General features: G+C 59.0%; 19 protein-coding genes. 11 read left to right on the top strand and 8 right to left on the bottom strand.

Translation table 11 applies throughout. From position 1 onward, the window contains the following. Positions 1–198: 198 nt before the first annotated feature. The 6 genes from GSM73_RS13895 to GSM73_RS13870 all read right to left on the bottom strand — a co-directional run bounded on the left by GSM73_RS13895 (position 199) and on the right by GSM73_RS13870 (position 5,693). Positions 199–735, bottom strand: coding sequence for a hypothetical protein (locus GSM73_RS13895; protein WP_047229334.1), 537 nt, complete (start codon positions 733–735; stop codon positions 199–201). Between the two features lie 45 nt (positions 736–780). Then, the gene (locus GSM73_RS13890; RefSeq protein ID WP_047229335.1) at positions 781–1,116 is read right to left on the bottom strand and encodes a hypothetical protein; all 336 of its coding nucleotides are present in this window, start codon (positions 1,114–1,116) and stop codon (positions 781–783) included. Between the two features lie 225 nt (positions 1,117–1,341). Beyond that, positions 1,342–3,033, bottom strand: coding sequence for a triacylglycerol lipase (locus GSM73_RS13885; protein ID WP_218575704.1), 1,692 nt, complete (start codon positions 3,031–3,033; stop codon positions 1,342–1,344). Positions 3,034–3,124: 91 nt separating this feature from the next. Continuing rightward, a complete protein-coding gene (locus tag GSM73_RS13880; protein ID WP_047229337.1) occupies positions 3,125–4,231 on the bottom strand; it encodes a hypothetical protein in 1,107 nt (368 codons plus the stop codon). 418 nt (positions 4,232–4,649) lie between these two features. Further along, positions 4,650–4,889: a hypothetical protein gene (locus GSM73_RS13875; protein ID WP_047229338.1), complete on the bottom strand. Its 240-nt coding sequence runs from the start codon at positions 4,887–4,889 to the stop codon at positions 4,650–4,652. Between the two features lie 198 nt (positions 4,890–5,087). Then, on the bottom strand, positions 5,088–5,693 hold the full coding sequence (locus GSM73_RS13870; protein ID WP_160892965.1) for a TetR/AcrR family transcriptional regulator: 606 nt from the start codon (positions 5,691–5,693) through the stop codon (positions 5,088–5,090). A 161-nt stretch (positions 5,694–5,854) separates the two neighbouring features. On the opposite strand from GSM73_RS13870, the gene GSM73_RS13865 reads away from it, so the two are divergent. From GSM73_RS13865 to GSM73_RS13850, 4 genes are all read left to right on the top strand, one after another. After that, positions 5,855–7,021: an ATP-NAD kinase family protein gene (locus GSM73_RS13865; protein WP_160892963.1), complete on the top strand. Its 1,167-nt coding sequence runs from the start codon at positions 5,855–5,857 to the stop codon at positions 7,019–7,021. A gap of 36 nt (positions 7,022–7,057) precedes the next feature. Beyond that, the gene (gene gcvPA, locus GSM73_RS13860; protein ID WP_047229341.1) at positions 7,058–8,461 is read left to right on the top strand and encodes an aminomethyl-transferring glycine dehydrogenase subunit GcvPA; all 1,404 of its coding nucleotides are present in this window, start codon (positions 7,058–7,060) and stop codon (positions 8,459–8,461) included. Then, positions 8,458–10,014 carry an aminomethyl-transferring glycine dehydrogenase subunit GcvPB gene (gene gcvPB / locus GSM73_RS13855; protein WP_076385518.1) on the top strand — a complete coding sequence of 519 codons (1,557 nt, stop codon included), beginning with the start codon at positions 8,458–8,460 and terminating at the stop codon, positions 10,012–10,014. Before gcvPA ends, gcvPB begins: the two co-directional genes overlap by 4 nt. Positions 10,015–10,137: 123 nt before the next feature. After that, on the top strand, positions 10,138–11,760 hold the full coding sequence (locus tag GSM73_RS13850) for an acyl-CoA synthetase (protein WP_160892961.1): 1,623 nt from the start codon (positions 10,138–10,140) through the stop codon (positions 11,758–11,760). Between the two features lie 145 nt (positions 11,761–11,905). Here the strand turns inward: GSM73_RS13850 and GSM73_RS13845 are convergent, their stop codons facing one another. Beyond that, on the bottom strand, positions 11,906–12,598 hold the full coding sequence (locus GSM73_RS13845; RefSeq protein ID WP_047229344.1) for a response regulator: 693 nt from the start codon (positions 12,596–12,598) through the stop codon (positions 11,906–11,908). Beyond that, positions 12,573–15,965, bottom strand: coding sequence for an ATP-binding protein (locus GSM73_RS13840; RefSeq protein WP_160892959.1), 3,393 nt, complete (start codon positions 15,963–15,965; stop codon positions 12,573–12,575). Before GSM73_RS13840 ends, GSM73_RS13845 begins: the two co-directional genes overlap by 26 nt. 320 nt (positions 15,966–16,285) lie before the next feature. Between GSM73_RS13840 and urtA the strand changes: the two genes are divergently transcribed. The 7 genes from urtA (at position 16,286) to GSM73_RS13805 (ending at position 22,980) form a co-directional block, all read left to right on the top strand. Next, entirely contained in the window at positions 16,286–17,530 is a 1,245-nt protein-coding gene (gene urtA / locus GSM73_RS13835) for an urea ABC transporter substrate-binding protein (protein WP_047229346.1), read from the top strand. Positions 17,531–17,640: 110 nt separating this feature from the next. Beyond that, on the top strand, positions 17,641–18,558 hold the full coding sequence (gene urtB, locus GSM73_RS13830; RefSeq protein WP_047229347.1) for an urea ABC transporter permease subunit UrtB: 918 nt from the start codon (positions 17,641–17,643) through the stop codon (positions 18,556–18,558). A gap of 10 nt (positions 18,559–18,568) precedes the next feature. Beyond that, positions 18,569–19,756, top strand: coding sequence for an urea ABC transporter permease subunit UrtC (gene urtC / locus GSM73_RS13825; protein WP_047229348.1), 1,188 nt, complete (start codon positions 18,569–18,571; stop codon positions 19,754–19,756). Further along, a complete protein-coding gene (gene urtD, locus GSM73_RS13820) occupies positions 19,753–20,511 on the top strand; it encodes an urea ABC transporter ATP-binding protein UrtD (RefSeq protein ID WP_139050669.1) in 759 nt (252 codons plus the stop codon). Before urtC ends, urtD begins: the two co-directional genes overlap by 4 nt. A gap of 10 nt (positions 20,512–20,521) precedes the next feature. Beyond that, entirely contained in the window at positions 20,522–21,211 is a 690-nt protein-coding gene (urtE, locus tag GSM73_RS13815; RefSeq protein ID WP_139050668.1) for an urea ABC transporter ATP-binding subunit UrtE, read from the top strand. Positions 21,212–21,366: 155 nt separating this feature from the next. Next, entirely contained in the window at positions 21,367–22,596 is a 1,230-nt protein-coding gene (fmdA, locus tag GSM73_RS13810; RefSeq protein WP_047229351.1) for a formamidase, read from the top strand. A 36-nt stretch (positions 22,597–22,632) separates the two neighbouring features. Continuing rightward, complete coding sequence (locus GSM73_RS13805; protein WP_047229352.1) at positions 22,633–22,980, top strand: FmdB family zinc ribbon protein; 348 nt, start codon at positions 22,633–22,635, stop codon at positions 22,978–22,980. The last annotated feature ends 7 nt before the right edge of the window (positions 22,981–22,987 follow it).

The raw sequence follows: 22,987 nt of genomic DNA, 5'->3' as shown, positions 1-22,987 counted from the left end.
TTCGACTGGGCTTTAGCACGGTTCCAGCAGGCAGAAGAAATTGAAATTTTTCCCCCGTTTTTGTCTCGTCGCAGCTGATGCGTGAGCGACCATGAATGGATGTCTGACAAGATGGCACAGGGTAGCTATCGGTGTACCCCTCCCATTAGTGTGATTGGATGGTTAGGTATGACGATTTTTTATTTAATTATTGGGGGGTTATTGTTCAATGATTGACTTCGCTTGATCACACTGACTGATATAGTTTTCGGGAAGTGCTTTGTGATTAAGGAGTAGCTCCAGCTCCTTGGTGCAAATGGGTAGCATGACGACTTCGTAGTATTTTTGCCATTGCGCCATAGACTCTTCGTTACTTTGCCGTACTGCTTTATAGTTGCCGCCGATCATTAGGCCGGCGAACGCCGCGACCAATAGCGCTATCATCGCAAAAGGCATCAGGTTGCGCCAATCGGCTGCTGACTCTTTACTAAGCAAGTAAGTGAGGAGGGTGGCAACGATGCCTAGGATCCCTGTGACTAATGACTGTCCAAGCGGAGTTGCACTGCCGCCTGCGATCACGCCCAAAATCGTTCCGAGAAAGCACAACGCTATTATGAGTGGTGTGTGTCCCGGCTCAAGCTTATGCCGGGATAGCTTTAATATCGCCAAGCACATGGCGATATTCAATATTATGGCGGCAAGCGACGGACCTGCCATATAGGTGAGGGAGTGCAGCAGTGGATTAAGACTTTCCATGCAGTTTTCCAATTAATGACAGTTGAGTGTCGCGACGGGCTGCGCTTATTGCATTCCTTTGTACGATTCAATACCGCCTTTATACCCTTCGATTAAATCTTGATAGGACGGTTGCCCGTTCCCAGGCTTCAGTTCATCCGAGCGCCGTAATATTTCGACGCCCTTGCGCTGTTCCTCTAAACGCAAACGGTACTCTTCAGGGTTCTCATCTGGACTTGGCTTCCAAGTGATACAGCAGCGGCGGGGTTTTTTGGGGCCTACGCCAATTGGGCTATTAACGTCGGCGGTAGGCGAAACTGCCAAACCAGTAATTTCTGCAGAGTACGTCTCGAAGGACGCAAGCAGCACGGCTAGTAGGACGGTGGTTCTGTGCAGGCTCATCGTGACACTCCATCGTGGCGATCTATCTATCATTGAACAATGTGCAGTTTTATGATCTGCCCCAAGCTGCTCCAGAAGCAGCACGGGGGAAATCGGCACTCTTTTCGTTTGCGCTATTTATTGGGCACTAGCGAATGTCCAGCGTGCTGATCTAAAATTCGGGGCGCGGAAAAATGAGGCCGGGTGGCCGCACATGAAGTTACTGCCCGCTCTATGAGGCGGCCTCTATACAGTGACCCGGTTCCACAGACGAACCTCTATACGCAAGGTCGCCGAAATGCCAGGCCGGATGCCGTCTTCGGTCTTTACCGGGATATCGAAACTCACTCCCGCTCCACCTGGTAGGTCCTGCGTTACGCACGGAGTCGTTGCCAAGTTAGGTGTCTTGCTTTGGTAGCCATGTAATATTTTGTACCCAATGGGCTCCGCGGCATCAGGAATGGCTTCCACCAGGATCAGCTCTCTGTAGATGTAGCTGCCTTCGTAATGCTGGTTTGGCCAGAACGTGTTCTCAACCATATAGTCAGGTACCAACACTGCCAGATCGAACGCGAACGCGACAGACTTGGCTTGACTGACACTTTTGGTTTCATCAAGGAACACTGAGAACAGTTGAGGGCTGGCGCTCCTGTCCGGAGTGGCTGCGCCGTTGACAAGTGGAAAGAGTTCGTCGTACATCCGATGGATTGCTGAGTTTTCGCGTACGACCCGACGATGTATTTGCCATTGGCTTCCTCGTACGCTGGCGACGATTTCGAATTGATAAGAACCCCGGATCTGTTTGCCCTTGTCTTTTTCAACTTGAATGTCAGCGGGTAAAGTCAGGCTGTGGATATCCAGTATCCCGTCAATGCGCAGACTCCCGAACAGGAAACGTGTCAGGTTCTGGTATCCCTCCTCGGAGTTGACGACGCCGTAGTGTCCCGAATGACTACGATGGGCAAAGGCAGCAGGTGAACGAATAACCTGGTTGCCGTTGTGCGAGAAAGTAGTGGCGTTGTCGATTCTGACCAAACCATCACTTGCATCGCCCACGGCCCATGCACTCATACCCTTCATAACGGTGTAGTCGCTGGGGTTGGTGCCCACGAGGTTGAACACCCGTTCGGCGGGGAAGTTGGTGAGTACACAAACGTCTGGGTCACTGGAGGGGATTAACTGTGACGGAGGAATGGCAAAGTAGTCAGCCATACGCTGGCGATTGAAGTTGTTGGCGTCTCCAAAAGTGGCCCATGCCGGAACGTTGCGTACGATTCGCAGATCGATGCCGTTGTGAGGGGTGGCATAGGTGAAGAGTTTATCGACGGCCTGGCGAGCCTCGGGGCTCCCTAACTTCGGATTTTGCAGAAACGCTCGGGCAACCAGGCCGCCCATGGAGTGAGCGACCAGATAGCAGCGAAAGTCTTTTTCGGAAACGCCATTATCTAACGGTTTGCCGGTAATGGGATCATCACCTTTGCGACATACGAGCGCGCGTACCCTGAGAATCAGATCGCTCAGGCCTTGGGCAAAATGCTGAATGGGTGGAGTGTTGCCGCTCCCGAAAGTCTCGGAAGCTTCGTCGTAGTAACGGAAGATAATGATCGATTGATAGGGCAGTGCGATACCGCGCAGCAATGGTTGTGTCGGATTCTCCGGGTCGGGATCGGTGAGGTCCTGGCCGTTGACGTAAATATCATCGTAGCGGCGATCACTTTGTTGTGTGCCTTGGTTGAGCCAGACGATCTCATCTTTGAGGCGAACCATGGGCGACTCAAAGAAAAATTTCTGAACCTTGCCGTTCCACAGCTGACGTGACTTGGATGAGCCGATGTTAAAACCCATGTAGGGATCGGCGACGGTTTCTTCTATTTCATCGTTAGTGGCAGCAAACCCGCGCACGTATATGATCGGGTGGTAAGGGTGATGTTTGTTCACGATGGGCTCCATTTTTGTTCACGTCCGACGGCAACAGGTGCACTCAGCAACGGCGTAATTTCGACATTGACGACGAAGTCGCTACCAGTTCCTACTTTTTGTCGGGCGCTGTATGGACACCCTCGACAGCCTTTACGATGGCCTCTAACTCCGCACTGCGGGTGGCTTCGGTCTTGCCCGATGGATTGAGGACGTCGGTCAATTTGGTGGCGAAGTCTTGAGGCGCCGCTTGGATATGGTCTTCTCGGGCGACTCTGATCAGCAGCCAAGAGCCGCCTTTGAATAAGGTACCGGTGGGATCGCTGATATAGGGGCTATGGCTGCCCTCGGTGATTCTCATAGACGCAAAGTCGGGAAGTTCGTCTCGGCGCTCCATCCTGATGATTGCGTAATAGCCTTCCTGTAGGGGCGCGCGGCTGGTTCGTGGCGCTAGTACAGTCTGGGACGAGGCGAGGGTCTTGCCGGTGTAGGTGGGGTCGAACTCCATTTGATAGCGAAGCTCAACGTCGTCGCCATTAGCCCCTAACAGTGCGCCGCCCAAAGTATTGAGCAAGTTAAGTACGGGGGTACCAGGCGCATAGGCGGCGCTGCCGACTTTTGCAAGTTCCTGAAGCAAATGGCGACCTTGTTCGTTTTCGTCATTGTCCAGCTCCATGATTGCTACATCCATGAAGAACGTGCCGCCCTCGTAGGTTTTGGGGCCATAGAGGGGGATATTCAGGGCATTGATCAACTGTCCGCTTTCGCGAACGTCTTCGTTGTAATAAACAACGCGGCCGTTGCGTTGGATATCGGCGGGGTTAAAGGTGAGCCCCGTGGTCGTGGTGCGCTCTGCGACGTTCGCCAGAATGGCTATTTCACCTCTGGTGTTCTGCGCCGACCCCAAGCCACTGGCATTCCCGTCGCCTCCGTTGCATGGCACGGCCCCGGTATTGCTGCTGGAGAACCAGTCTCGAGGGGTAAGGCGCTCGCGGAAATCGCAGATATAGGCAGCAGTGAGTTTCACTGAGATCGCTTCGCCTTTTGTGATCGGCGCGGGGGCTTTTTGCGAGGGAAGGAGGAATACGCTTACGACGTGGATGCCGTCAGTGGAGTGAGCGATCTGAACTGCACCTTCGTTGTGTTGAAGGTTCTGCGAACAGCCTGCCAGGATAGTCCCAAAAGCCACTGACGCGAGGTAATGAAAACAGTTGGACATTATGTGCATCTCCTGAAGTCAGGTGAGAACCAATTGGTACAAGTGGACCGAAATCAGTTACACACGCGCTCATCTGTTTACGAGATGCAGACTCGTTACCTAAGAATGCCGACAGCCAAAGGAGTGCTAGAAGAGTGATGTAGAAATTAGCTCGGTTTTTTCTGAGCGCAAGTTTTTTATAGAAAAAATTTCAGAAACCAATAAGCGCTATTAAATTGCATAGCTACCTAAACAAATAAGCAAGCTCAAGTGGTGGAAGGTTTGTTCAGTGTAAGTGTCGATTTATTATTGGCGTCAACTTTTTGCATTAGGTCATGTGGCAGACCAGAGAAGAGGACTTGCTGACGTAACAGTGAACAGAGCCCGGTCTAGCGCCGGGCTTTTTTTCGTTGCCTGGTCTATTCAGACCTTGATCCGACTAGTTTTTAGCACCGGTAAAAGCCTTGTAGAAATTCGACCACGCCAATCCACTGAATCCTAAGATCCCCGCCACTATATTTCCGCACTGCTGGAGCGACGAGATCCACCTAGGTGTTCCCTCCACAAACTTTCCGTCAAGCCCTAGAAAGGCACCGTCCAATATAACAACTAAGAGCGCCGCAATCGCAAGTACAACCGTGCTGATTCCCCATGCGTTCACACCAAAATTAGTGTTCATAACTTACTCTCTTCGTTTTCCTGGAAATATAGCTATAGCAGGTGCCTTTTTTGTTTGCTTCGGTTTTCCCCCTCTAAGACCACAGCCTCTTGACGGTACAGCGGAAAGAGCAGCACGCTGGCGGCACCGAGCTGACTCACTTGGCAGAACGTTCCATGACGGCCTTGCGGTTGCCTCTCATCCTGCAACCCCTGACCGCTACCGATTTTCAGCCTCAGACACCAGCAACAATCCCGACGCCAATGCGACAAAACTCTCCACCACTTGCTCGGACGCTGTGTGCGGATCATCGGCGTTGGCGATCCACAAGGACGCGCCGAGCAGGGCGCCCATGATCAGGCGCGCCGTCGCTTCGGTGTTGACCTTACGAATCGTCCCTTCATCAATCAGGCGTTGGATGCTGCGTTGGGTGCTGCGGATACAGGCGTTCTGGCTGGGCCATTGCGAAGGATCGCCCAGCACCGATGGCCCGTCGAGGAACACGATGCGTTGGATTTCAGGTTCCAGGGACATCTTGATGTACGCGATGGATTCATCAATGAAGCCGTCCCAGATCGTGGCCGCCTCATCGATGATGACGGACAGGCGCGCCATCATTTCTTCGTCGATCTGGGTGATGACTGCCTGCAGCAACCCTTTCTTGTCACCGAAGTGATGGTATAGCGCGCCCCTGGTGAGCCCCGCTTGCGCGGTCAGATCGTCCATCGAACTGTCCGCATAGCCTTTCGTCGCGAAGGCTTCCCGTGCTGCCTTGATCAGCTTGCCGCGGGTCTCCGAAATCATGTCCGCACGCTTCTGCGCCATCGATCGTTTTCCTCATCAAAAATTCAACATGCATGGCGTATGTCAGTTGACATACGCTGCGTATGTCGTATTGTTGCTCACATACGCGGCGTATGCAATCGGCATGGAGATCTGTTTCTTCAGTGCCGGTGACGCCGCTCTTCAGCACAGGATACCGAGCAATGTGTGAGCAGCGCGATCCCGAGAGTTCAGTCACCAGCGTCGGCCAGGGCAAAACCCTCGGGCTGATCGTCAATCCTGTGGCGGGCATGGGCGGCCCGGTGGGTTTGAAGGGCACCGATGGCCCCGATGTCCTGCTAGAGGCGCGACGCCGTGGTGCGCGGCCGGTCTCCAGCGAGCGCGCCGTGCTTGCGCTCAAACGCCTGGCTGCCTCGTCCATGCCTTTTCGCTTGCTCACCGGCTCTGGCGCGTTGGGCGAAGACGTTGCACGCGCCGCCGGTCTCGACCCTATCGTCGTCTACCGCTCAACATCCGAATCGAGCGAAGCTGATGACACGCGAAGCGCGGCGATTGTCATGGCGTACGCCAACGTTGATCTACTGCTTTTCGCCGGCGGTGATGGCACGGCGCGGGATGTGCTGGGAATGGTCAGCGACCGGGTGCCGATCCTCGGTATCCCAACGGGCGTGAAAATGTATTCCGCCGTCTTCGGTACCAATCCCGAAAACGCCGGAAGCCTCGCCGCACGCTTTATTGCTGGCGAGCCTTCAGTGCGCTTTCGCGAGGCCGAGGTGATGGACATCGATGAAGCCGCCACGCGAAGTGACCAAGTGTCGGCGCAACTCTATGGCTACGCACGCAGCCCTTATGAACGTCACCTCGTACAAAACGCCAAGTCCAGCTCTGTCGCCAGTGACAGCTTGGCGCTGGACGCCGCCTGTCGGCAGGTCGTTCGAGAGATGCAGCCAGGCTGCCTGTACCTGTTGGGGCCCGGCACCACCACGCGGCGCGTGATGACCGAACTCGGCCTGCCATCGACGCTGCTGGGTGTCGATGCCGTACTGAACGGCGCGCTGGTGGGCTCTGACCTCAACGAACACCAGTTGATCCGGCTGATGGAGGGCTATGAGACCCGCATCATCGTCGGCGTTCTTGGCGGGCATGGCAGCTTGTTCGGCCGTGGCAATCAGCAGATCAGCGCCGAGGTCATCCGTCGGGTAGGACGCGAGCACCTCATCGTGATCGCCTCGATGGACAAGCTGCTCTCCCTCGACGCCGGTTGCTTGCGCGTCGACACCGGCGACGCCCAAGTCGACGCCGCGCTCAGCGGCCATATACGCGTGCACACAGGACCTGACCGGTCCGTCTTTTTCAGGGTTCGATCCTGACCATCTGTTCCATCCGAAAGAACCGAGGATAACCCCATGAGCAATCATGTCGCCCACCCCTACATGGCGAACTCCGTCCCCGCCCTCAAGCAGGAGATGCTGGACTCGATTGGTGTTGACAGCATCGAGGCACTGTTCCAGCAAATCCCCGAGGAACATCGCCTGCAGCGGCCGATCAACCTGCCGCCGGCACTGAACGAGAGTGAGCTGCGCCGACACCTGGTCAGTACGCTGTCGAAGAACAAGACCTGCGAGCAGAACCTCAACTTCCTCGGCGCCGGCTGTTGGCAGCATCACGTCCCGGCGGCCTGCGACGAGGTGGTACGGCGCAACGAATGGCTGACGTCGGTGTTCGGCGAACCGAGTTCCGATCACGGGCGCAACCAGGCCTGGTTCGAATTCTGCAGCCAGCTCGGCGAGCTACTGAATATGGACCTGGTCGGCTTGCCTGTGCGCAGTTGGGGTTGCGCCGCCGGCCACGCCATCCGTATGGCCACACGCATCACCGGGCGTCACGAAGTGGCGGTGGTCCGCGCCATCGACCCGGAGCGGCTGTCGATTATTCGCAACTACTGCGAACCGGTCGACATGCCGAGCCACATCGTCGTGCGCCTCGTCGACTATGACCCGAACACCGGTTTGCTCGACCTCGATCACCTACGCGCCTCAATCGGTGCACAAACCGCTGCCGTGTATTTCGAAACCCCGTCCTACTTCGGGGTGATTGAACAGCAAGGCGCCGAGATTGCGGCGATTGCCCACGCGGCGGGTGCCGAAGTGATCGTCGGTGTCGACCCTATCTCCCTGGGCGTGCTGGCCGCGCCCATCGATTTCGGCGCGGACATCGTGGTCGGTACCACTCAGCCGCTCGGTGTGCACATGAATTGTGGCGGCGGTGTCAGTGGCTTCATTGCAACCCGCGATGAAGAACTCTACGCCCACCAGTACCCGACGTTGTTCATCAGTATCGGTGAGACCATCAAGCCCGGCGAATACGGTTTTGGCCTGAGCCTGTTCGAGCAATCGTCCTATGGCTTGCGTGACAAGGGTAACGACTGGACCGGCCACTCGGTGTACATGTGGGCCATCGCCAACGCCGTGTACATGGCCATGATGGGGCCGCAAGGTTTTGAAGACGTCGGCAAGGTCATTCTGCAACGGGCTCACTACGCCGCGAAGCTGTTGGCTGAAATTCCAGGGGTAGGCGTGACATTTGCGTCCGGTTTTTTCAAAGAGTTCGTGGTCAATTTCGACGCCACCGGGCTCAGTGTGAAAGACATCAACAAGCAGTTGCTCGTACTCGGGATCTTCGGAGGCAAAGACCTGACGCAGGACTTCCCGGAGCTGGGCGCCAGTGCCCTGTATTGCGTCACCGAGATTCACACCCAGGCAGACCTTGAGCGTCTGACCGCTGCACTCAAAAAGGTAATCGCACAATGAGCACCACACTCAGGGAATACCACGCCCCCGTCTGGAGCGAACCTGTCATTTTGGAAATGGGCTATCCCGGCCGTCGCGGAGTGATTTTTTCCGATGTCGAAGCCGACGTTCAAACAGCTGTCGGCAGCGCCGCTGATTTGATTCCCGCGACTATGCGCCGCTCGCGCAAACCGGCGTTGCCGCAAATGTCCGAGCCCGAGGTGCTGTACCACTACCTGCGTTTGTCGCAGCAGACCCTGGGCATGATGAACATCAGCCTGTTCGGCACCTGCACCATGAAGTACAACGCGCAGATCAACGAGGCCATGGCCTGGCGCCCGGAAATCACCCACGTACATCCGTATCAGGACGAAGACACCCTGCAAGGTGCGCTGGAAGTGGTACACGGCATGGACACGATCTTGCGTGAATTGTCCGGGATGGATCAGTTCATCTTCCAGGCGGGCGGTGGTGCCGACGCGGCCTATACCAGTTGCGCCGTGACCCGCGCCTACCATGCGTCCCGTGGTGAACTGGCCCAGCGTGATGAGATCATCACCACCATCCAGACACACCCCAGCAGTGCCGCGACGGCCGCTGCGGCGGGGTTCAAAGTCATCACCCTGATGATTGAGGAGAATGGCTATCCGTCGCTCGAGTCGCTCAAGGCTGCCGTGTCCAACCGCACCGCCGCATTGATGGTGAACAACCCCGACGACATGGGCGTCTACAATCCCGAGATCCGCGAATGGGTGCGCGTGGTGCACGAGGCCGGCGGCCTGTGCTTCTACGATCACGCCAACTTCAATGGCGTGATGACCAAAATCCGTGCACGCGAACTCGGTTTTGATGCCTGCATGTTTATGCTGCACAAGACCTTCGGCGCGCCCAAGAGTGGTGTCGGCGGGCCCGCTGTTGGAGCGTATGGCTGCTCGGCGGAACTTGCGCCGTTCTTGCCCGCGCCAGTGGTCGCCTTTGACGGTGAGCGCTACCGCCTCGATCACGACCGTCCACAGAGCTGCGGCAAGATTCGCGAGTTCTGGGGCAATGTCCCAGTGATTCTCAAGGCCTACGCCTGGTCCCGCGCCATGGGTGCAGCGGGCATGTCTGAGGCTTCGGATATTTCCGTGCTGGCCAACAACTACATGGAAAAAGGCCTGCTGGCCATTCGCGGTGTCACCCGTTCCCATCCCGAGGCCACAAGTGCGCGAATGGAGATGACCCGCTACAGCCTTGAGCAACTCAAGGAGGACACCGGGGTCGATGTCCACGACGTGCAGAACCGCATGAGCGATTTCGGTATTGATCCGATGTGGAGCAGCCACCACCCTTGGCTGATACCTGAGCCGTTCACCCCAGAGCCGGGCGAAATGTATGGCAAGGAAGCGCTGGACACCTGGATCCAGGTGCTCGCGCGGATCTCTGACGAGGCCTACTCTAATCCCGAGATTGTCAAAACCTCGCCGCATAACCAGGCGATCCACCGGCTCAAGAGCGCGCAGTTGGAAGACCCGCAGCAGTGGGCCATGACATGGCGCTCGTACGTGCGCAAAAACGATAAGCGCACGGTTTGAACCAGCGGTTGCACTGATGCAGCGTCCCAGGGGCGTGATGTACACCTGAGCAGAGCCAACAATCAGCCATTGGAAGTATCCAGCCGTGCTACGCGGCTGGGAACTTCCTCACAGGAATATCTTATGTCGATTTTCGAAACGGGCCTGGCGCCCTCGCCAGTCAACTATGTCGCGCTCTCGCCACTGAGCTTCATTGAGCGCACGGCCTCGGTCTACGGTGAGTATCCGGCGGTGATCCACGGCGCGGTACGGCGCAACTGGCAACAGACTTATGAGCGCTGCCGACGCCTGGCCGGCGCGCTCAACGGGCGGGGTATCGGCAAGGGCGATACGGTCGCGGTGATGCTGCCCAACATCCCGGCCATGCTCGAAGCGCACTTCGCTGTGCCAATGATTGGTGCAGTCCTCAACACCCTCAATGTACGGCTGGATGCGCCAGCCATTGCCTTCATGCTGGAACACGGTGAAGCCAGGGTGTTGATCACCGACCGTGAATTCCACCGGGTGATCTGTGAAGCCTTGAGCCTGCTGTCCAATCCTCCCCTGGTGGTCGATGTGGACGACCCGGAGTATGGCGAAGGCCAAGCGCTCAGCAATCTGGACTATGAAGCCTTCCTCGCTGAAGGCGACCCGCAATTCGCCTGGCAATGGCCTGAGGACGAGTGGCAAGCCATCGCCCTCAACTACACGTCCGGCACTACTGGCAACCCGAAAGGCGTGATTTACCACCACCGTGGTGCCTATCTCAATTCACTGGGCAATCAGATGACCTGGACGATGGGCAACCATCCGGTGTACCTCTGGACTCTGCCGATGTTCCATTGCAATGGCTGGTGCTTCCCGTGGACCGTCACCGCATTGGCCGGTACTCATGTGTTTTTGCGCCGCGTGGACCCGGAAAAAATTCTCACCCTGATCAACCAGCATCAGGTCAGCCACCTGTGCGGTGCGCCCATTGTGCTCAACGCGCTGGTCAACCTGCCAGACTCGGCCAAGGTCGTTTTCGATCACCCGGTCAACGCCATGGTGGCGGGCGCCGCGCCGCCGGCCAAGGTCATCGGTGCGGTCGAGGAGATGGGCATCAAGGTCACTCACGTCTATGGATTGACCGAGGTTTACGGTCCTGTGACTGTTTGTGCCTGGCACGCGCAATGGGATGAGCGCCCGCTCGACGAACGGGCGAAGATCAAGTCACGCCAAGGCGTGCGCTACCCGACCCTGGAGGGCCTGATGGTTGCCGATCCGCAGACCATGGAGCCGGTGCCTTGCGATGGGATCAGCGTTGGCGAAATCTTCATGCGCGGCAACACAGTGATGAAAGGCTATCTGAAGAACCCCGATGCCACCCGTGAGGCGTTCAGGGGCGGCTGGTTTCACACCGGCGACTTGGCGGTTCGTCACCCGGACGGCTATGTCGAAATCAAGGATCGGCTCAAGGACATAATCATCTCGGGAGGAGAGAACATTTCCACCATCGAGGTTGAGGACGTTTTGTATCGTCACCCGGCGGTACTGGAAGCTGCGGTGGTCGCCCGTCCGGACGAAAAATGGGGTGAAACTCCGTGTGCCTTCATCACTCTCAAAGCTGACTGCCAGGACACTCGGGAAGCCGAGATCATTCGCTTCTGTCGTGAGCATCTGGCAGGGTTCAAACTCCCGAAAACCGTCGTGTTCAGCGAGTTGCCGAAAACTTCGACGGGCAAAATCCAGAAGTACGTACTGCGCGGCTGGGCCAAGGCACTCTGAAAGGAACCCGCTTGACCGATAAGCCGTCGGCACATCATCAAAGACATTGCCGCGATACAAACGTAATTTGGCGAGAGCCGTTTCCAACGTTCCTGCTTCATCCACCAGCTAGTGCTCATCCAGCAATACGTCTGGTTATCGCGGCTTACCTTGAAACACTGTTGCGTGAATCGGTCATGGCCGACAAGGCCACGGAGGTCGCTGCTGTGCGCGTTTCTACACCTAACTTCACATACACATGCTCCAGATGTTTGTTCACGGTGCGTGGGCTCAGATCAAGAATGGTGCCGATGTCGCGGTTGGTCTTGCCGCAGGCCACCCAGCGCAGAACCTCGACTTCCCGACCGGTGAGCTGAAAGCGTGCCGACAGCACCCTCTGCGCCGGCTCGTCGTCCAGGCTCGGCGCGGCTGGCTGTGACGCCGCTCGGGCCGACAGCAGGATGCGCGAGGTGCGCAGGTGTGCGGCGACCCGTGCCAGCACTTCGTCGGTCTGGATCGGCTTGGTCACGTAGTCGCTGCCACCGACTTCAAAGCCCTGGACCACATGCCTGCTTTCCGTCAGCGCGGTCATGAACAGCACCGGAATATCGGCGTTGGCCGGTTGCTCCTTGATCCGCCGGCAGGTCTCGAAACCGTCCAGGCCCGGCATCATCGCATCCAGCAGGATCAGGTCCGGACGCCGGCGTTCGATGCGGTTCAGGGCGCTGAGCCCGTCGAGGGCCACCAGGACCATGTAGCCGGCATCGTTGAGGGCGTCGGAGAGCATGGCGAGGTTGTCCGGGGTGTCGTCCACAATCAGCACGACACCGGGTTCAGCGACTGTGGTCAATACATTCATCTTCTGCCTCCTTGAGGGCGCGGTTGATTTCGTCCAGGCGAAAGTTTTTCAGCAGCTTGCGTAGCGAACTGATGAAAGGGGCGGTGGCTGGCGTCTCGGCCTGGATGGCGTCAAGTTTTTCGTGCAGACCGCGTACGTAGCCAATGGCGCTGAGTTCGCCGAGGGCGATGAGGTCAGGCTGTGAGGGCAATACCCCCGGTTCGGGGAATGTCGCAGGGGCTGGTTTTTCGCGGCGCAGCCAGTGCAGGTCGAGTTGCTGCTGGATCCGTTCGAGCAGCTCCGGGGTGTGTACCGGCTTGGCAAGGTAGTCGTTGCAGGCACTGGCCAGGCTGCGCTCGCGCTCGTCGTTAAAGGCATTGGCCGATATCACGATGATCGGTGCTGTGGACAACGCATTGCGGCGGATCAGCCGGCTGGTTTCCCAGCCATCCATCGTCGGCATCGACAGGTCCATGAGGATCAGGTCCGGCCCCCGCAGGGCGACCTGGCGAATTGCTTCCTGGCCGTTGCTGGCCTGGATCACTTCAAAGCCCAGGGGCGTAAGCATGCCGCTGAGGACCTTGCGATGGTCCACATGGTCGTCCACTACCAGCACCAGACGCCGCGGCCCCTGGTAGCCGATGATGTCGTGTTCGACATGGATTACCGCTTGCGGCACCCGTACTTGCGAGAGAAACAGGCGCACCTGGAAACAGGTGCCCTTGTCCTGCTGACTCTTGACCTGCAACTCGCCGCCCATCAGCGAGGTGAGCATGCGGGTAATGGTCAGGCCCAGGCCAACGCCCTTGTCCTGGCGCATCAGATCACCGCGCTCGAAAGGCTGGAAGATTCGCTCGATGTGCTCGGGGTCGATGCCGATACCCGTGTCGATGATGTCGAAGGTTGCCGTCTCGCGCATGTAACTGACCCGCAGGCAGACCTCGCCGCTGTCGGTGAAGTTGACCGCATTGCCCAACAAGTTAATGAGGATCTGCCGGACGCGCTTTTCGTCGCCCCGCACTACTGCCGGTATCTTGCCGACCAGCTCCAGGCGAAAGCGCAGCCCTTTGTCCCGGGCTTGTGGGGTGAACATCAGCTCCAGATCGTGGATCAGTTCCGGGAAGGGGATTTCCGTCGGTTCCAGGCGCAATTTGCCGGCCTCGATCTTGGCCACATCGAGCAGGCCGTCGATCAGCGACAGCAGGTGCGAGCCGCTGCGCAGGATGGTCGCCAGGGCATCCTGATGCTGCTCCGGCATGGCCGCATCGCGCTGCAGGATCTGGGTAAAACCGAGGATGCTGTTCAACGGCGTACGCAGTTCGTGGGACAGTCCGGTGACGTAGCGACTCTTGGCCGCGTTGGCCGCCTCGGAAGCCTCCTTGGCATCTTGCAGGGCCTGGTCGGTCAAGCGGTGGGCTTCGATTTCCTGCATCAGCAGCAGGGTCTGGCGGTCCGATTCTTCCTGGGCCACGCGGCGGCTTTCCCGCGTCAGAACCACCCACCAGGCGAGGATGGCCGCCAGTACCGAGAGCGTCAGGAAGGCCTGGAAAAATGCCTGGTACAGCGTCGCCTGGGCTTGCGGCGAGTGGGGCAGCCCCTGGGAGGCCTGGCCATAGATCAGCGCCAGAGCGCCGCTGAGCATCAGGATCAGCGCGAGCAGCAGGCCCAGGTAATGGACTAGCCGGGTGTGCAGGCGTGGCACCGTGGCATTGGGCAACAACCAATGCAACAGCGCTTCGAATTGCGCCGACAGACGCCCGTGGGGTTTGCAGCGATCGCCGCAACGCGCGTCCAGCGAACAGCAAAGTGAGCAGATGGGCGTGCTGTAGGCCGGACAGAAAGCCATGTCGGCGGTTTCGAATGGGTTGCTGCACAGGCCGCAGGTGATCTGCGTGCTCGCAGCTACCGGTTGCAGCAGTAACGGATCGCTGGTGCGGGCGATGTAATAGCGGCTACGGGTGGCCCAGGCCAGCAGCGGGGTCATGACCAGCGAGGTGCCGAGGGCGACGAAGGGCGGAGCGGCCTGGGCCAGTGCACCAAATAGACCGAAGTGGGCGAGGACCGACAGCAGCGAGGCGATCAGCATGGAGCCGACGCCCACCGGGTTGATGTCGTAGAGGTGAGCGCGCTTGAACTCGATGTACTTCGGTGACAACCCCAAGGGTTTGTTGATCACCAGGTCGGCGACCACCGAGCCGATCCAGGCGATGGCGATGTTGGCGTAGAGACCGAGCACCTGGTCGATGACGTCGAATACCCCCAACTCCATCAGCATCAGGGCAATGGCCACATTGAACACCAGCCAAACTACGCGGCCGGGGTGACTGTGGGTGACCCGGGCGAAAAAGTTCGACCAAGCCAGGGAGCCGGCGTAGGCGTTGGTCAGGTTGATCTTCATCTGCGAGACGAAGACGAACAGCACCATGGCCGCCAGGGCCCATTCCGGCGAGGCGAACACATAACCGAAGGCCACCAGGTACATCTGGGTCGGTTCCGTAGCGCGCTCGATGGGGATCTCGTGTTGCAGAGCGAGAAACGCCAGGAAGGCGCCAGCGAACATTTTCAGGGCGCCGGGCAGGATCCAGCCGGGGCCGGCGCAGAGCAGGGCGGCCCACCAGCGCTTGCGGTTGGCCGCGGTTTTTTCCGGCAGGAAGCGCAGGTAGTCGACCTGTTCGCCGATCTGCGTCACCAGGGATAGGGCCACGGTACAGGCTGCGCAAAACGCCAGCAGATTGAAGTCGCCGCTGGCATCACGGCCCCGGAAACTGGTCCAGTCGCTGAAGGCCTCGGGGTTTTTCAGCAGCACAAACAGATAGGGCAGCACCAGCAGCACCAGCCACAGTGGCTGGGTCCAGAGTTGCAGGCGGCTGATCAGGGTCACCCCATAGGCCACCAGGGGGATCACCAGCACAGAGCAGATCACATAGGCAAAGGCCAATGGGATATGGAAGTACAGCTCCAAGGCCAGGGCCATGATCGCTGCTTCCAGGGCGAAGAACAGAAAGGTGAAGCTGGCGTAGATCAGCGAGGTGATGGTCGAGCCGATGTAGCCGAAGCCGGCACCGCGGGTCAACAGGTCCATATCGACGCCGTAGCGGGCGGCGTAGTAGCTGACGGGCAGGCCGGTGAGGAAGATGATCAGGCTCACGGCGAGGATCGCCCAGAAGGTGTTGGTGAAGCCGTAGCTCAGGGCCAATACCCCGCCAATCGCCTCCAGGGCCAGGAACGACACCGCGCCCAGGGCGGTGTTGGCAATGCGCAGCTCCGACCACTTGCGGAAGGACTTTGGTGTGTAACGCAGGGCGTAGTCTTCCATGGTTTCGTCGGCGACCCAACTGTTGTAGTCGCGACGGATCTTGGCGATGCGCTGGGTGCCAGGTGGAAGCACGGCGAAAGACTCCTGGGGTCAAGGCGCTCCGTGCCTGTCGGGTGTGCCCGTGGCGGATAGCCGAGCAATTTTCATGCCCTGCACCACGCCGTCTTGCCGCGCCAGCTGTTGCCTGCGCGCGCGTCCGCGCAGTGCCGTTCAGGCGGGGCCTGGGGCGATAGCCTGCGCCGCCTTGGTGCATTTTTCCCTACGTCAAATGACGTATGCGCTTACGTCAGGCTGCGTATACCCGTCACCGATCCGCGCCGCCATGCTGATGCCACCACCGTTGCCGGCCGCCCCAAGGCGAGCTGTCAGCGTCACCGCAGAGGAGTAGCAGCATGGAACCACGATTGATCCGCACTAAAGGCCTGTTGCCGCGCCGCCTGGCTCTGGGGGCGGCGGCCCTGTCGTTATTGGCTGCCAGTGTGTTCAGCCAGGGTGTATGGGCGGACGAGGCCAACAGCACCGGCCTGGCGGTGACCGCCACTGAAGTCACGGTCGGCCAGTTGCACTCGGCCACCGGCACCATGGCGATTTCCGAGACCGGCTCGATCCAGGCCGAACGCCTGGCCATCGAGCAGATCAACGCTTCAGGCGGCATCCTCGGTCGGCAGATCAAGGTGATCCAGGAAGACGGCGCCTCCGACTGGCCGACCTTCGCCGAGAAGGCCAAGAAGCTTTTGGTCAACGACAAGGTGGCAACGGTGTTCGGTTGCTGGACCTCGGCCTCGCGCAAGGCTGTGCTGCCGATTTTCGAGAAAGAAAATGGCCTGCTCTACTACCCGACTTTCTACGAGGGGCTGGAGCAGTCGAAGAACGTGATCTACACCGGCCAGGAAGCCACCCAGCAAATCCTCGCCAGCCTCGACTGGATCGCCAAGACCAAAGGCGCCAAAACCTTCTACCTGGTGGGGTCGGACTATATCTGGCCACGCACCTCGATGAAGATTGCGCGCAAACACATTGAAAACGTGCTGCACGGCACCGTGGTCGGCGAAGACTACTACCCGCTGGGCAACACCCAGTTCGGCTCGCTGATCAACAAAGTCAAGCTGAAGAAGCCCGACGTTGTGTTCGCCGCCGTGGTAGGTGGCTCCAACGTGGCCTTCTACAAACAACTCAATGCGGCGGGCGTCAATTCGGCCAAGCAGACCTTGCTCACCCTGTCGGTGACCGAGGATGAATTGCTGGGCATCGGCGGCGAAAACATGGCCGGCTTCTACGCCTCGATGAAGTACTTCCAGAGCCTGGACAACCCCAACAACAAAGCCTTCGTCGACGCTTTCAAGGCCAAGTACGGCAAGGATTCGGTGATCGGCGACGTGACCCAGGCTGCGTATCTGGGCCCATGGCTGTGGAAGGCTGCGGTGGAGAAAGCCGGCAGCTTCGATATCGACAAAGTGGTTGCAGCCTCGCCGGGCATCGAGTTGAAAACCGCGCCTGAAGGCTACGTCAAAGTGCATGAGAACCATCACCTGTGGAGCAAGACCCGCATCGGTGAAGTGCAACCCGATGGCCAGTTCAAAGTGGTGTACGAGTCCGATCTGATCGAACCGAATCCGTTTCCTAAAGGCTATCAGTAAGGTCCGGGCCTATCGCGGCAAGCCGACTCCAACACTTTGTAGGAGCTGGCTTGCCGGCGATGGAAGTCCATCGTTTTCCACATCCTCCCTCCAAGCAGGAGTCCATCATCATGGAATGGCTATCGGAATTTGGTGCCATCGCGGCGATGCAGGGGTTCAACGGCTTGTCCGTGTTCTGCGTGCTGCTGTTGATGGCATTGGGGTTGGCGATCATTTTCGGCCAGATGGGGGTCATCAACATGGCCCACGGCGAGTTCCTCACGATCGGCGCCTACACCACCTATGTCTGCTCGAGCCTGACCAGTCATTTCGCCCCGTGGTTTCAACCCTATTATTTTTTCATCGCCATCGCCCTGTCGTTCCTGATGGCCGGGGCCATCGGCTGGCTGGTGGAGTGGGCGATGATCAGTCGGCTCTACAAGCGTCCACTGGACACATTGCTGGCGACCTGGGGGCTGTCCCTGGTGATGCAGCAGACCTTCCGTTCGGTGTTCGGCGCCCGTGAAGTCAGCGCGACGCCGCCGGAGTGGCTGATGGGCTCGTTCAACTTCACTGAGTCCATCGAGATCCCGCGCAACGGTCTGTTCATGATGGCCCTGACCCTGCTGCTCACCGGGGCCATTTTTCTCTTGCTCTACCGCTCACGCTGGGGCCTGCAAGTGCGGGCCACGGTGCAAAACCGACTGATGAGCCGTGCCGTGGGCATCAATACACGCAAGGTCGACCGAATGACCTTTGCCCTCGGTTGTGGTGTCGCGGGGGTGGCCGGCGCGGCCTTTACCACCATCGGCTCCACCGGTCCCACCGCAGGCTCGCAGTACATCGTCGACACCTTCCTGGTGGTGGTCTTCGGCGGCGCACAAAGCCTGTTCGGCACCATTGCGTCGGCGTTCGTCATTGCCCAGACCCAATCGATTTCGGAGTTTTTCCTCAGTGGTTCGATGGCCAAGGTGCTGACCCTGTCCGGGGTGATTCTGATCCTGATGTTGCGCCCTCAAGGGTTGTTCTCCATCAAAGTGCGCAAGTAGAGGCGAGCCAATGAAGCTTTTAGACAAGATGCTGGCGGGCAAGCAGAACCTGTTGGGCGTGGCCCTGTTGGCGCTGCTGATCTTCGTGGTCTTCCCGCTGACCCTGGATGCCTTTCGCCTGAACATGGTGGGCAAGTACCTGACCTATGCCTTCGTCGCTGTCGGCCTGGTGTTGTGTTGGGGCTATGGCGGCATTCTCAGCCTCGGGCAGGGAGTGTTCTTCGGCGTCGGCGGCTACTGCATGGCGATGTTTCTCAAGCTCGAAGCCTCCGACCCGCAGAGCACCAAAATCCAGTCGACGCCGGGCATTCCGGATTTCATGGACTGGAACCAGATCACCGAACTGCCGTGGCTCTGGGTGCCGTTCCACAGTTTCAGCTTCACCCTGCTAGCGGTGATCCTGGTGCCGGTGGTGCTGGCCTTCATCATTGGCATGGCGCTGTTCAAGCGGCGGGTGGGGGATGTTTATTTCTCTATCGTCAGCCAGGCCATCGCGCTGATTCTCACGGTGCTGATCGTCGGCCAGCAGGGCCTGACCGGCGGGGTCAACGGCATCACCGATCTCAAGACTCTGCTCGGCTGGGACCTGCGCAGCGACAGCGCCAAGCTGCTGCTGTACTTCATCAACGCGGCCTTGTTGTTCGGCTGCATTTTCATCGGCCGTTTCGTCCTCGCGTCGAAGCTCGGGCGGCTGCTGATGGCGATGCGCGATAGAGAGGAACGGGTGCGCTTCTCCGGTTATGACGTAGCCAGTTTCAAGATTTTCGTGTTCTGCATCGCCGCCGCCTTCTCGGCCATTGGCGGCGCCATGTTCGCCTTGCAGGTGGGCTTCATGTCGCCTTCGTTCGTCGGCATCGTGCCGTCCATCGAGATGGTGATCTTTGCCGCTGTCGGCGGGCGCATGTCGCTGCTCGGCGCGGTGTATGGGGCCTTGCTGGTGAACTACGGCAAGACCTATTTCTCCGAGTCGTTCCCCGAATTATGGCTGTACCTGATGGGTGGGCTGTTCATTGCCGTGGTCATGTACTTCCCCAATGGCTTGGCCGGACTCTGGGACAGCCATGGCCGCCAGACCCTTGGCCGTTTATTGCGGCGTCCCTCGCAGCAAGCTGCCGTTGCCGAACCCCTGCCAGAGGCGCCGCGCACCGCGCCGCCAGCCTCGGCTCCTGAACGTCCTTCGCTGGAGACGCAGCCATGACCGCCGTGGGATTTCAAATGAACAAGCCGGTGCTGGTTATCGAGGGGCTGACGGTGTCCTTCGACGGTTTCAAGGCCGTGGACAACCTCAACCTGTACATCGACCGCAATGAAGTGCGGGTGGTGATCGGGCCCAACGGCGCAGGCAAGACCACGGTGCTCGACCTGATCTGCGGCAAGACCCGCGCCACCAGCGGCAGCATTCAGTTCGATGGTCAGGAGCTGACCAAGATGCGCGAGTACAACATTGTCCGTGCCGGTGTCGGGCGCAAATTCCAGAACCCGTCGATCTACGAAAACCTCACGGTGTTCGAGAACCTGGAGATGTCCTACCCGGCGGGGCGCAAGGTGTTGGGCGCATTGTTCTTCAAACGCAGTGCCGCAGTGATTGCCCGGGTTGAAGAGGTGGCGCGGGAGATCTTTCTCGGTGAGCTGTTGCAGCAACAGGCCGACCTGCTGTCCCACGGCCAGAAGCAGTGGCTGGAGATCGGCATGCTGCTGATGCAGAACCCTGACCTGTTGATGCTCGATGAACCCGTCGCCGGGATGAGCGTCAACGAACGCGTCCAGACCGCAGAACTGCTCAAGCGCATCAGCCAGGGACGCTCGGTGCTGGTGATCGAACACGACATGGAATTCGTCAAGAGCATCGCCCATAAGGTCACGGTGCTGCACCAGGGCAAGGTCCTGGCCGAGGGCAGCATGGAGTCGGTGCAGAACAACCCGAAAGTCATCGAAGTCTATTTAGGCCATTGAGGAAGCAGGCATGTTCAACGTAGACAAGCTGTCCTGTGGTTACGGCCAGAGCCAGATCCTCCACGACCTCGACCTGGCCGTGGCCAAACGCGAAATCGTCGCCGTGATGGGACGCAACGGTATGGGCAAGACCACGCTGTTCAAGAGTTTGATGGGCATCCTTCCGCAGTGGCGGGGGCAGGTCAGCGTCGATGGCCAGGAGGTCTCGAACCTGGAAACCCACGAGCGGGTGGAACTCGGCATCGCCTATGTGCCCCAGGGGAGGATGATTTTCCCCAGCATGACGGTGTTGGAAAATATTCAGACCGGCCTGCCAGCATCGGCCCGGGGCCAGGTCCCCGAAGATCTTTATGCGTTGTTTCCGGTGCTTCACGACATGCGGTCGCGCAAGGGCGGCAATCTCTCGGGCGGGCAACAGCAGCAACTGGCCATTGCCCGGGCGCTGGCGACCAATCCCAAGGTGTTGTTGCTCGATGAACCTACCGAAGGCATCCAGCCGTCGATCATCAAGGACATCGCCCGCACTTTGAAAGAGATCCGCAACCTGCGCGACCTGACCATTGTGGTCTCCGAGCAGGTGCTGTCATTCACCCTGGAAATCGCCGACCGCTTCCTGGTGATCGAGAAGGGCCGCTTCGTGATTGAAGAGACCCGGGACAAGGTCGACGAAGCCACCATCAGTCGCTACCTCTCTGTGTAGGTGCGGCCGGGCGGCGCGATGGTTTATCGGCCCCCTTTGTAGCAGCTGGCAAGCCAGCTCCTACAGGGGTACGTCATCCAACGTATTGGCCGATTCGGGCCGCCATTCGAGACTGGTTCCAACGCGGTACATCCCCAATGTTCAGGAGCTTCGCCATGACCGATACCTTGATCAAAGTCGACCTCAACCAGCCCGCCACCGAGAACGAACAGATCCATAACCGCTGGCATCCGGACATTCCCATGGCTTGCTGGGTCAAGCCAGGGGATGACTTTATTCTTGAGACTTACGACTGGACCGCCGGCGCGATCAAGAACAACGACGACGCCTCGGATGTGCGTGACGTCGACCTGTCCACCGTGCACTACCTGTCCGGTCCAGTGGGCGTGCATGGCGCCGAGCCGGGGGATCTGCTGGTGGTCGACCTGTTGGACATCGGTGCCAAGGCCGAATCCATGTGGGGCTTCAACGGTTTCTTCTCGCGGCAGAACGGCGGCGGATTCCTCACGGATCACTTTCCCAGCGCACAGAAAGCCATCTGGGATTTCAAAGGCATGTTCACCAGCTCGCGGCACATTCCCGGGGTCAACTTTGCCGGCCTGATCCACCCCGGATTGATCGGTTGCCTGCCCGACCCGGTAATGCTCGCCGACTGGAACCGCCGTGAGCAGGAGCTGATCGATACCAACCCGACCCGCGTGCCGCCCTTGGCCAACGCCCCGCTGGCCGCCACCGCGCACATGGGCAAGCTCAAAGGCCAGGCCCGGGATGATGCCGCGGCCACCGGCGCACGCACCGTGCCACCGCGTGAACATGGTGGTAACTGCGATATCAAGGACCTGTCCCGGGGCTCGAAGATTTTCTTCCCGGTCTACGTCAACGGCGCCGGGTTGTCGGTGGGAGACCTGCACTTCAGTCAGGGCGACGGCGAGATCACTTTTTGCGGCGCAATCGAGATGGCCGGCTGGGTGCATATGAAAGTCGAGCTGATCAAGGGCGGCATGGCCAAGTACGCAATCAAGAACCCGGTGTTCAAACCCAGCCCGATTATCCCGACCTACCAGAACTACCTGATCTTTGAAGGTATCTCGGTGGATGAAGCCGGCAAGCAGCACTACCTGGACGTCAATATCGCGTACCGCCAGGCCTGCCTGAATGCGATCAACTATTTGACCAAGTTTGGTTATTCGCCCGCCCAGGGCTATGCACTGTTGGGTTCTGCGCCGGTGCAAGGGCATATCAGCGGCGTGGTCGACATCCCCAACGCCTGCGCGACGCTCTGGTTACCCACCGAAATCTTCGAGTTCGACATCAACCCCAACGCCAACGGCCCCATCAAACACCTCGACGGCAGTATCGATCTGCCGATCGCCCCGGACCTGTGAGACACGCCCGAGCCCGATCAATGTCCGGAGAGCGCCATGCCGACCTATGAGTACGAATGCCAAACCTGTGGCTGTTTCACAATGTTGCGGCCTATGGCCCAACGGCACGAGCCGTGCCAGTGCCCGTTTTGCGCGGGCCCAGGAGGGCCGTTGCTGTTGTCTGCGCCGGCGCTGACGACGTTGTCGAGCAGTCAACGCCAGGCCATGGCGACCAACGAGCGAAGTGCCCACTCACCGCAGACCCTTGGTGAGTACCAGCAGAACCGTCGTCACCCCAGTGGGTGCAGTTGTTGCGCACCGAGCAAACCGCTGGCCCCGACCAAAGCCAATCCTCAGGGGCTCAAGAGTAAAACCGGCTCCAGACCTTGGATGATCAGCCATTAACAGAGGT

The organism is Pseudomonas sp. PICF6, assembly GCF_009831705.1.
Taxonomy (GTDB): Bacteria; Pseudomonadota; Gammaproteobacteria; order Pseudomonadales; family Pseudomonadaceae; genus Aquipseudomonas; species Aquipseudomonas rhizophila.
This window is presented reverse-complemented; position numbering and strand designations above follow the sequence as displayed.

What these genes read in the sequence shown, in the direction of transcription:
- urtD (WP_139050669.1), top strand. Translation starts at nt 19,753, where the DNA reads ATGACCGCCGTGGGATTTCAAATGAACAAGCCGGTGCTGGTTATCGAG.
- urtA (WP_047229346.1), top strand. Translation starts at nt 16,286, where the DNA reads ATGGAACCACGATTGATCCGCACTAAAGGCCTGTTGCCGCGCCGCCTG.
- urtC (WP_047229348.1), top strand. Translation starts at nt 18,569, where the DNA reads ATGAAGCTTTTAGACAAGATGCTGGCGGGCAAGCAGAACCTGTTGGGC.
- urtE (WP_139050668.1), top strand. Translation starts at nt 20,522, where the DNA reads ATGTTCAACGTAGACAAGCTGTCCTGTGGTTACGGCCAGAGCCAGATC.
- urtB (WP_047229347.1), top strand. Translation starts at nt 17,641, where the DNA reads ATGGAATGGCTATCGGAATTTGGTGCCATCGCGGCGATGCAGGGGTTC.
- gcvPA (WP_047229341.1), top strand. Translation starts at nt 7,058, where the DNA reads ATGAGCAATCATGTCGCCCACCCCTACATGGCGAACTCCGTCCCCGCC.
- GSM73_RS13880 (WP_047229337.1), bottom strand. Translation starts at nt 4,231, where the DNA reads ATGTCCAACTGTTTTCATTACCTCGCGTCAGTGGCTTTTGGGACTATC.
- GSM73_RS13805 (WP_047229352.1), top strand. Translation starts at nt 22,633, where the DNA reads ATGCCGACCTATGAGTACGAATGCCAAACCTGTGGCTGTTTCACAATG.
- GSM73_RS13895 (WP_047229334.1), bottom strand. Translation starts at nt 735, where the DNA reads ATGGAAAGTCTTAATCCACTGCTGCACTCCCTCACCTATATGGCAGGT.
- GSM73_RS13865 (WP_160892963.1), top strand. Translation starts at nt 5,855, where the DNA reads ATGTGTGAGCAGCGCGATCCCGAGAGTTCAGTCACCAGCGTCGGCCAG.
- GSM73_RS13850 (WP_160892961.1), top strand. Translation starts at nt 10,138, where the DNA reads ATGTCGATTTTCGAAACGGGCCTGGCGCCCTCGCCAGTCAACTATGTC.
- GSM73_RS13845 (WP_047229344.1), bottom strand. Translation starts at nt 12,598, where the DNA reads ATGAATGTATTGACCACAGTCGCTGAACCCGGTGTCGTGCTGATTGTG.
- GSM73_RS13875 (WP_047229338.1), bottom strand. Translation starts at nt 4,889, where the DNA reads ATGAACACTAATTTTGGTGTGAACGCATGGGGAATCAGCACGGTTGTA.
- GSM73_RS13890 (WP_047229335.1), bottom strand. Translation starts at nt 1,116, where the DNA reads ATGAGCCTGCACAGAACCACCGTCCTACTAGCCGTGCTGCTTGCGTCC.
- GSM73_RS13870 (WP_160892965.1), bottom strand. Translation starts at nt 5,693, where the DNA reads ATGGCGCAGAAGCGTGCGGACATGATTTCGGAGACCCGCGGCAAGCTG.
- fmdA (WP_047229351.1), top strand. Translation starts at nt 21,367, where the DNA reads ATGACCGATACCTTGATCAAAGTCGACCTCAACCAGCCCGCCACCGAG.
- gcvPB (WP_076385518.1), top strand. Translation starts at nt 8,458, where the DNA reads ATGAGCACCACACTCAGGGAATACCACGCCCCCGTCTGGAGCGAACCT.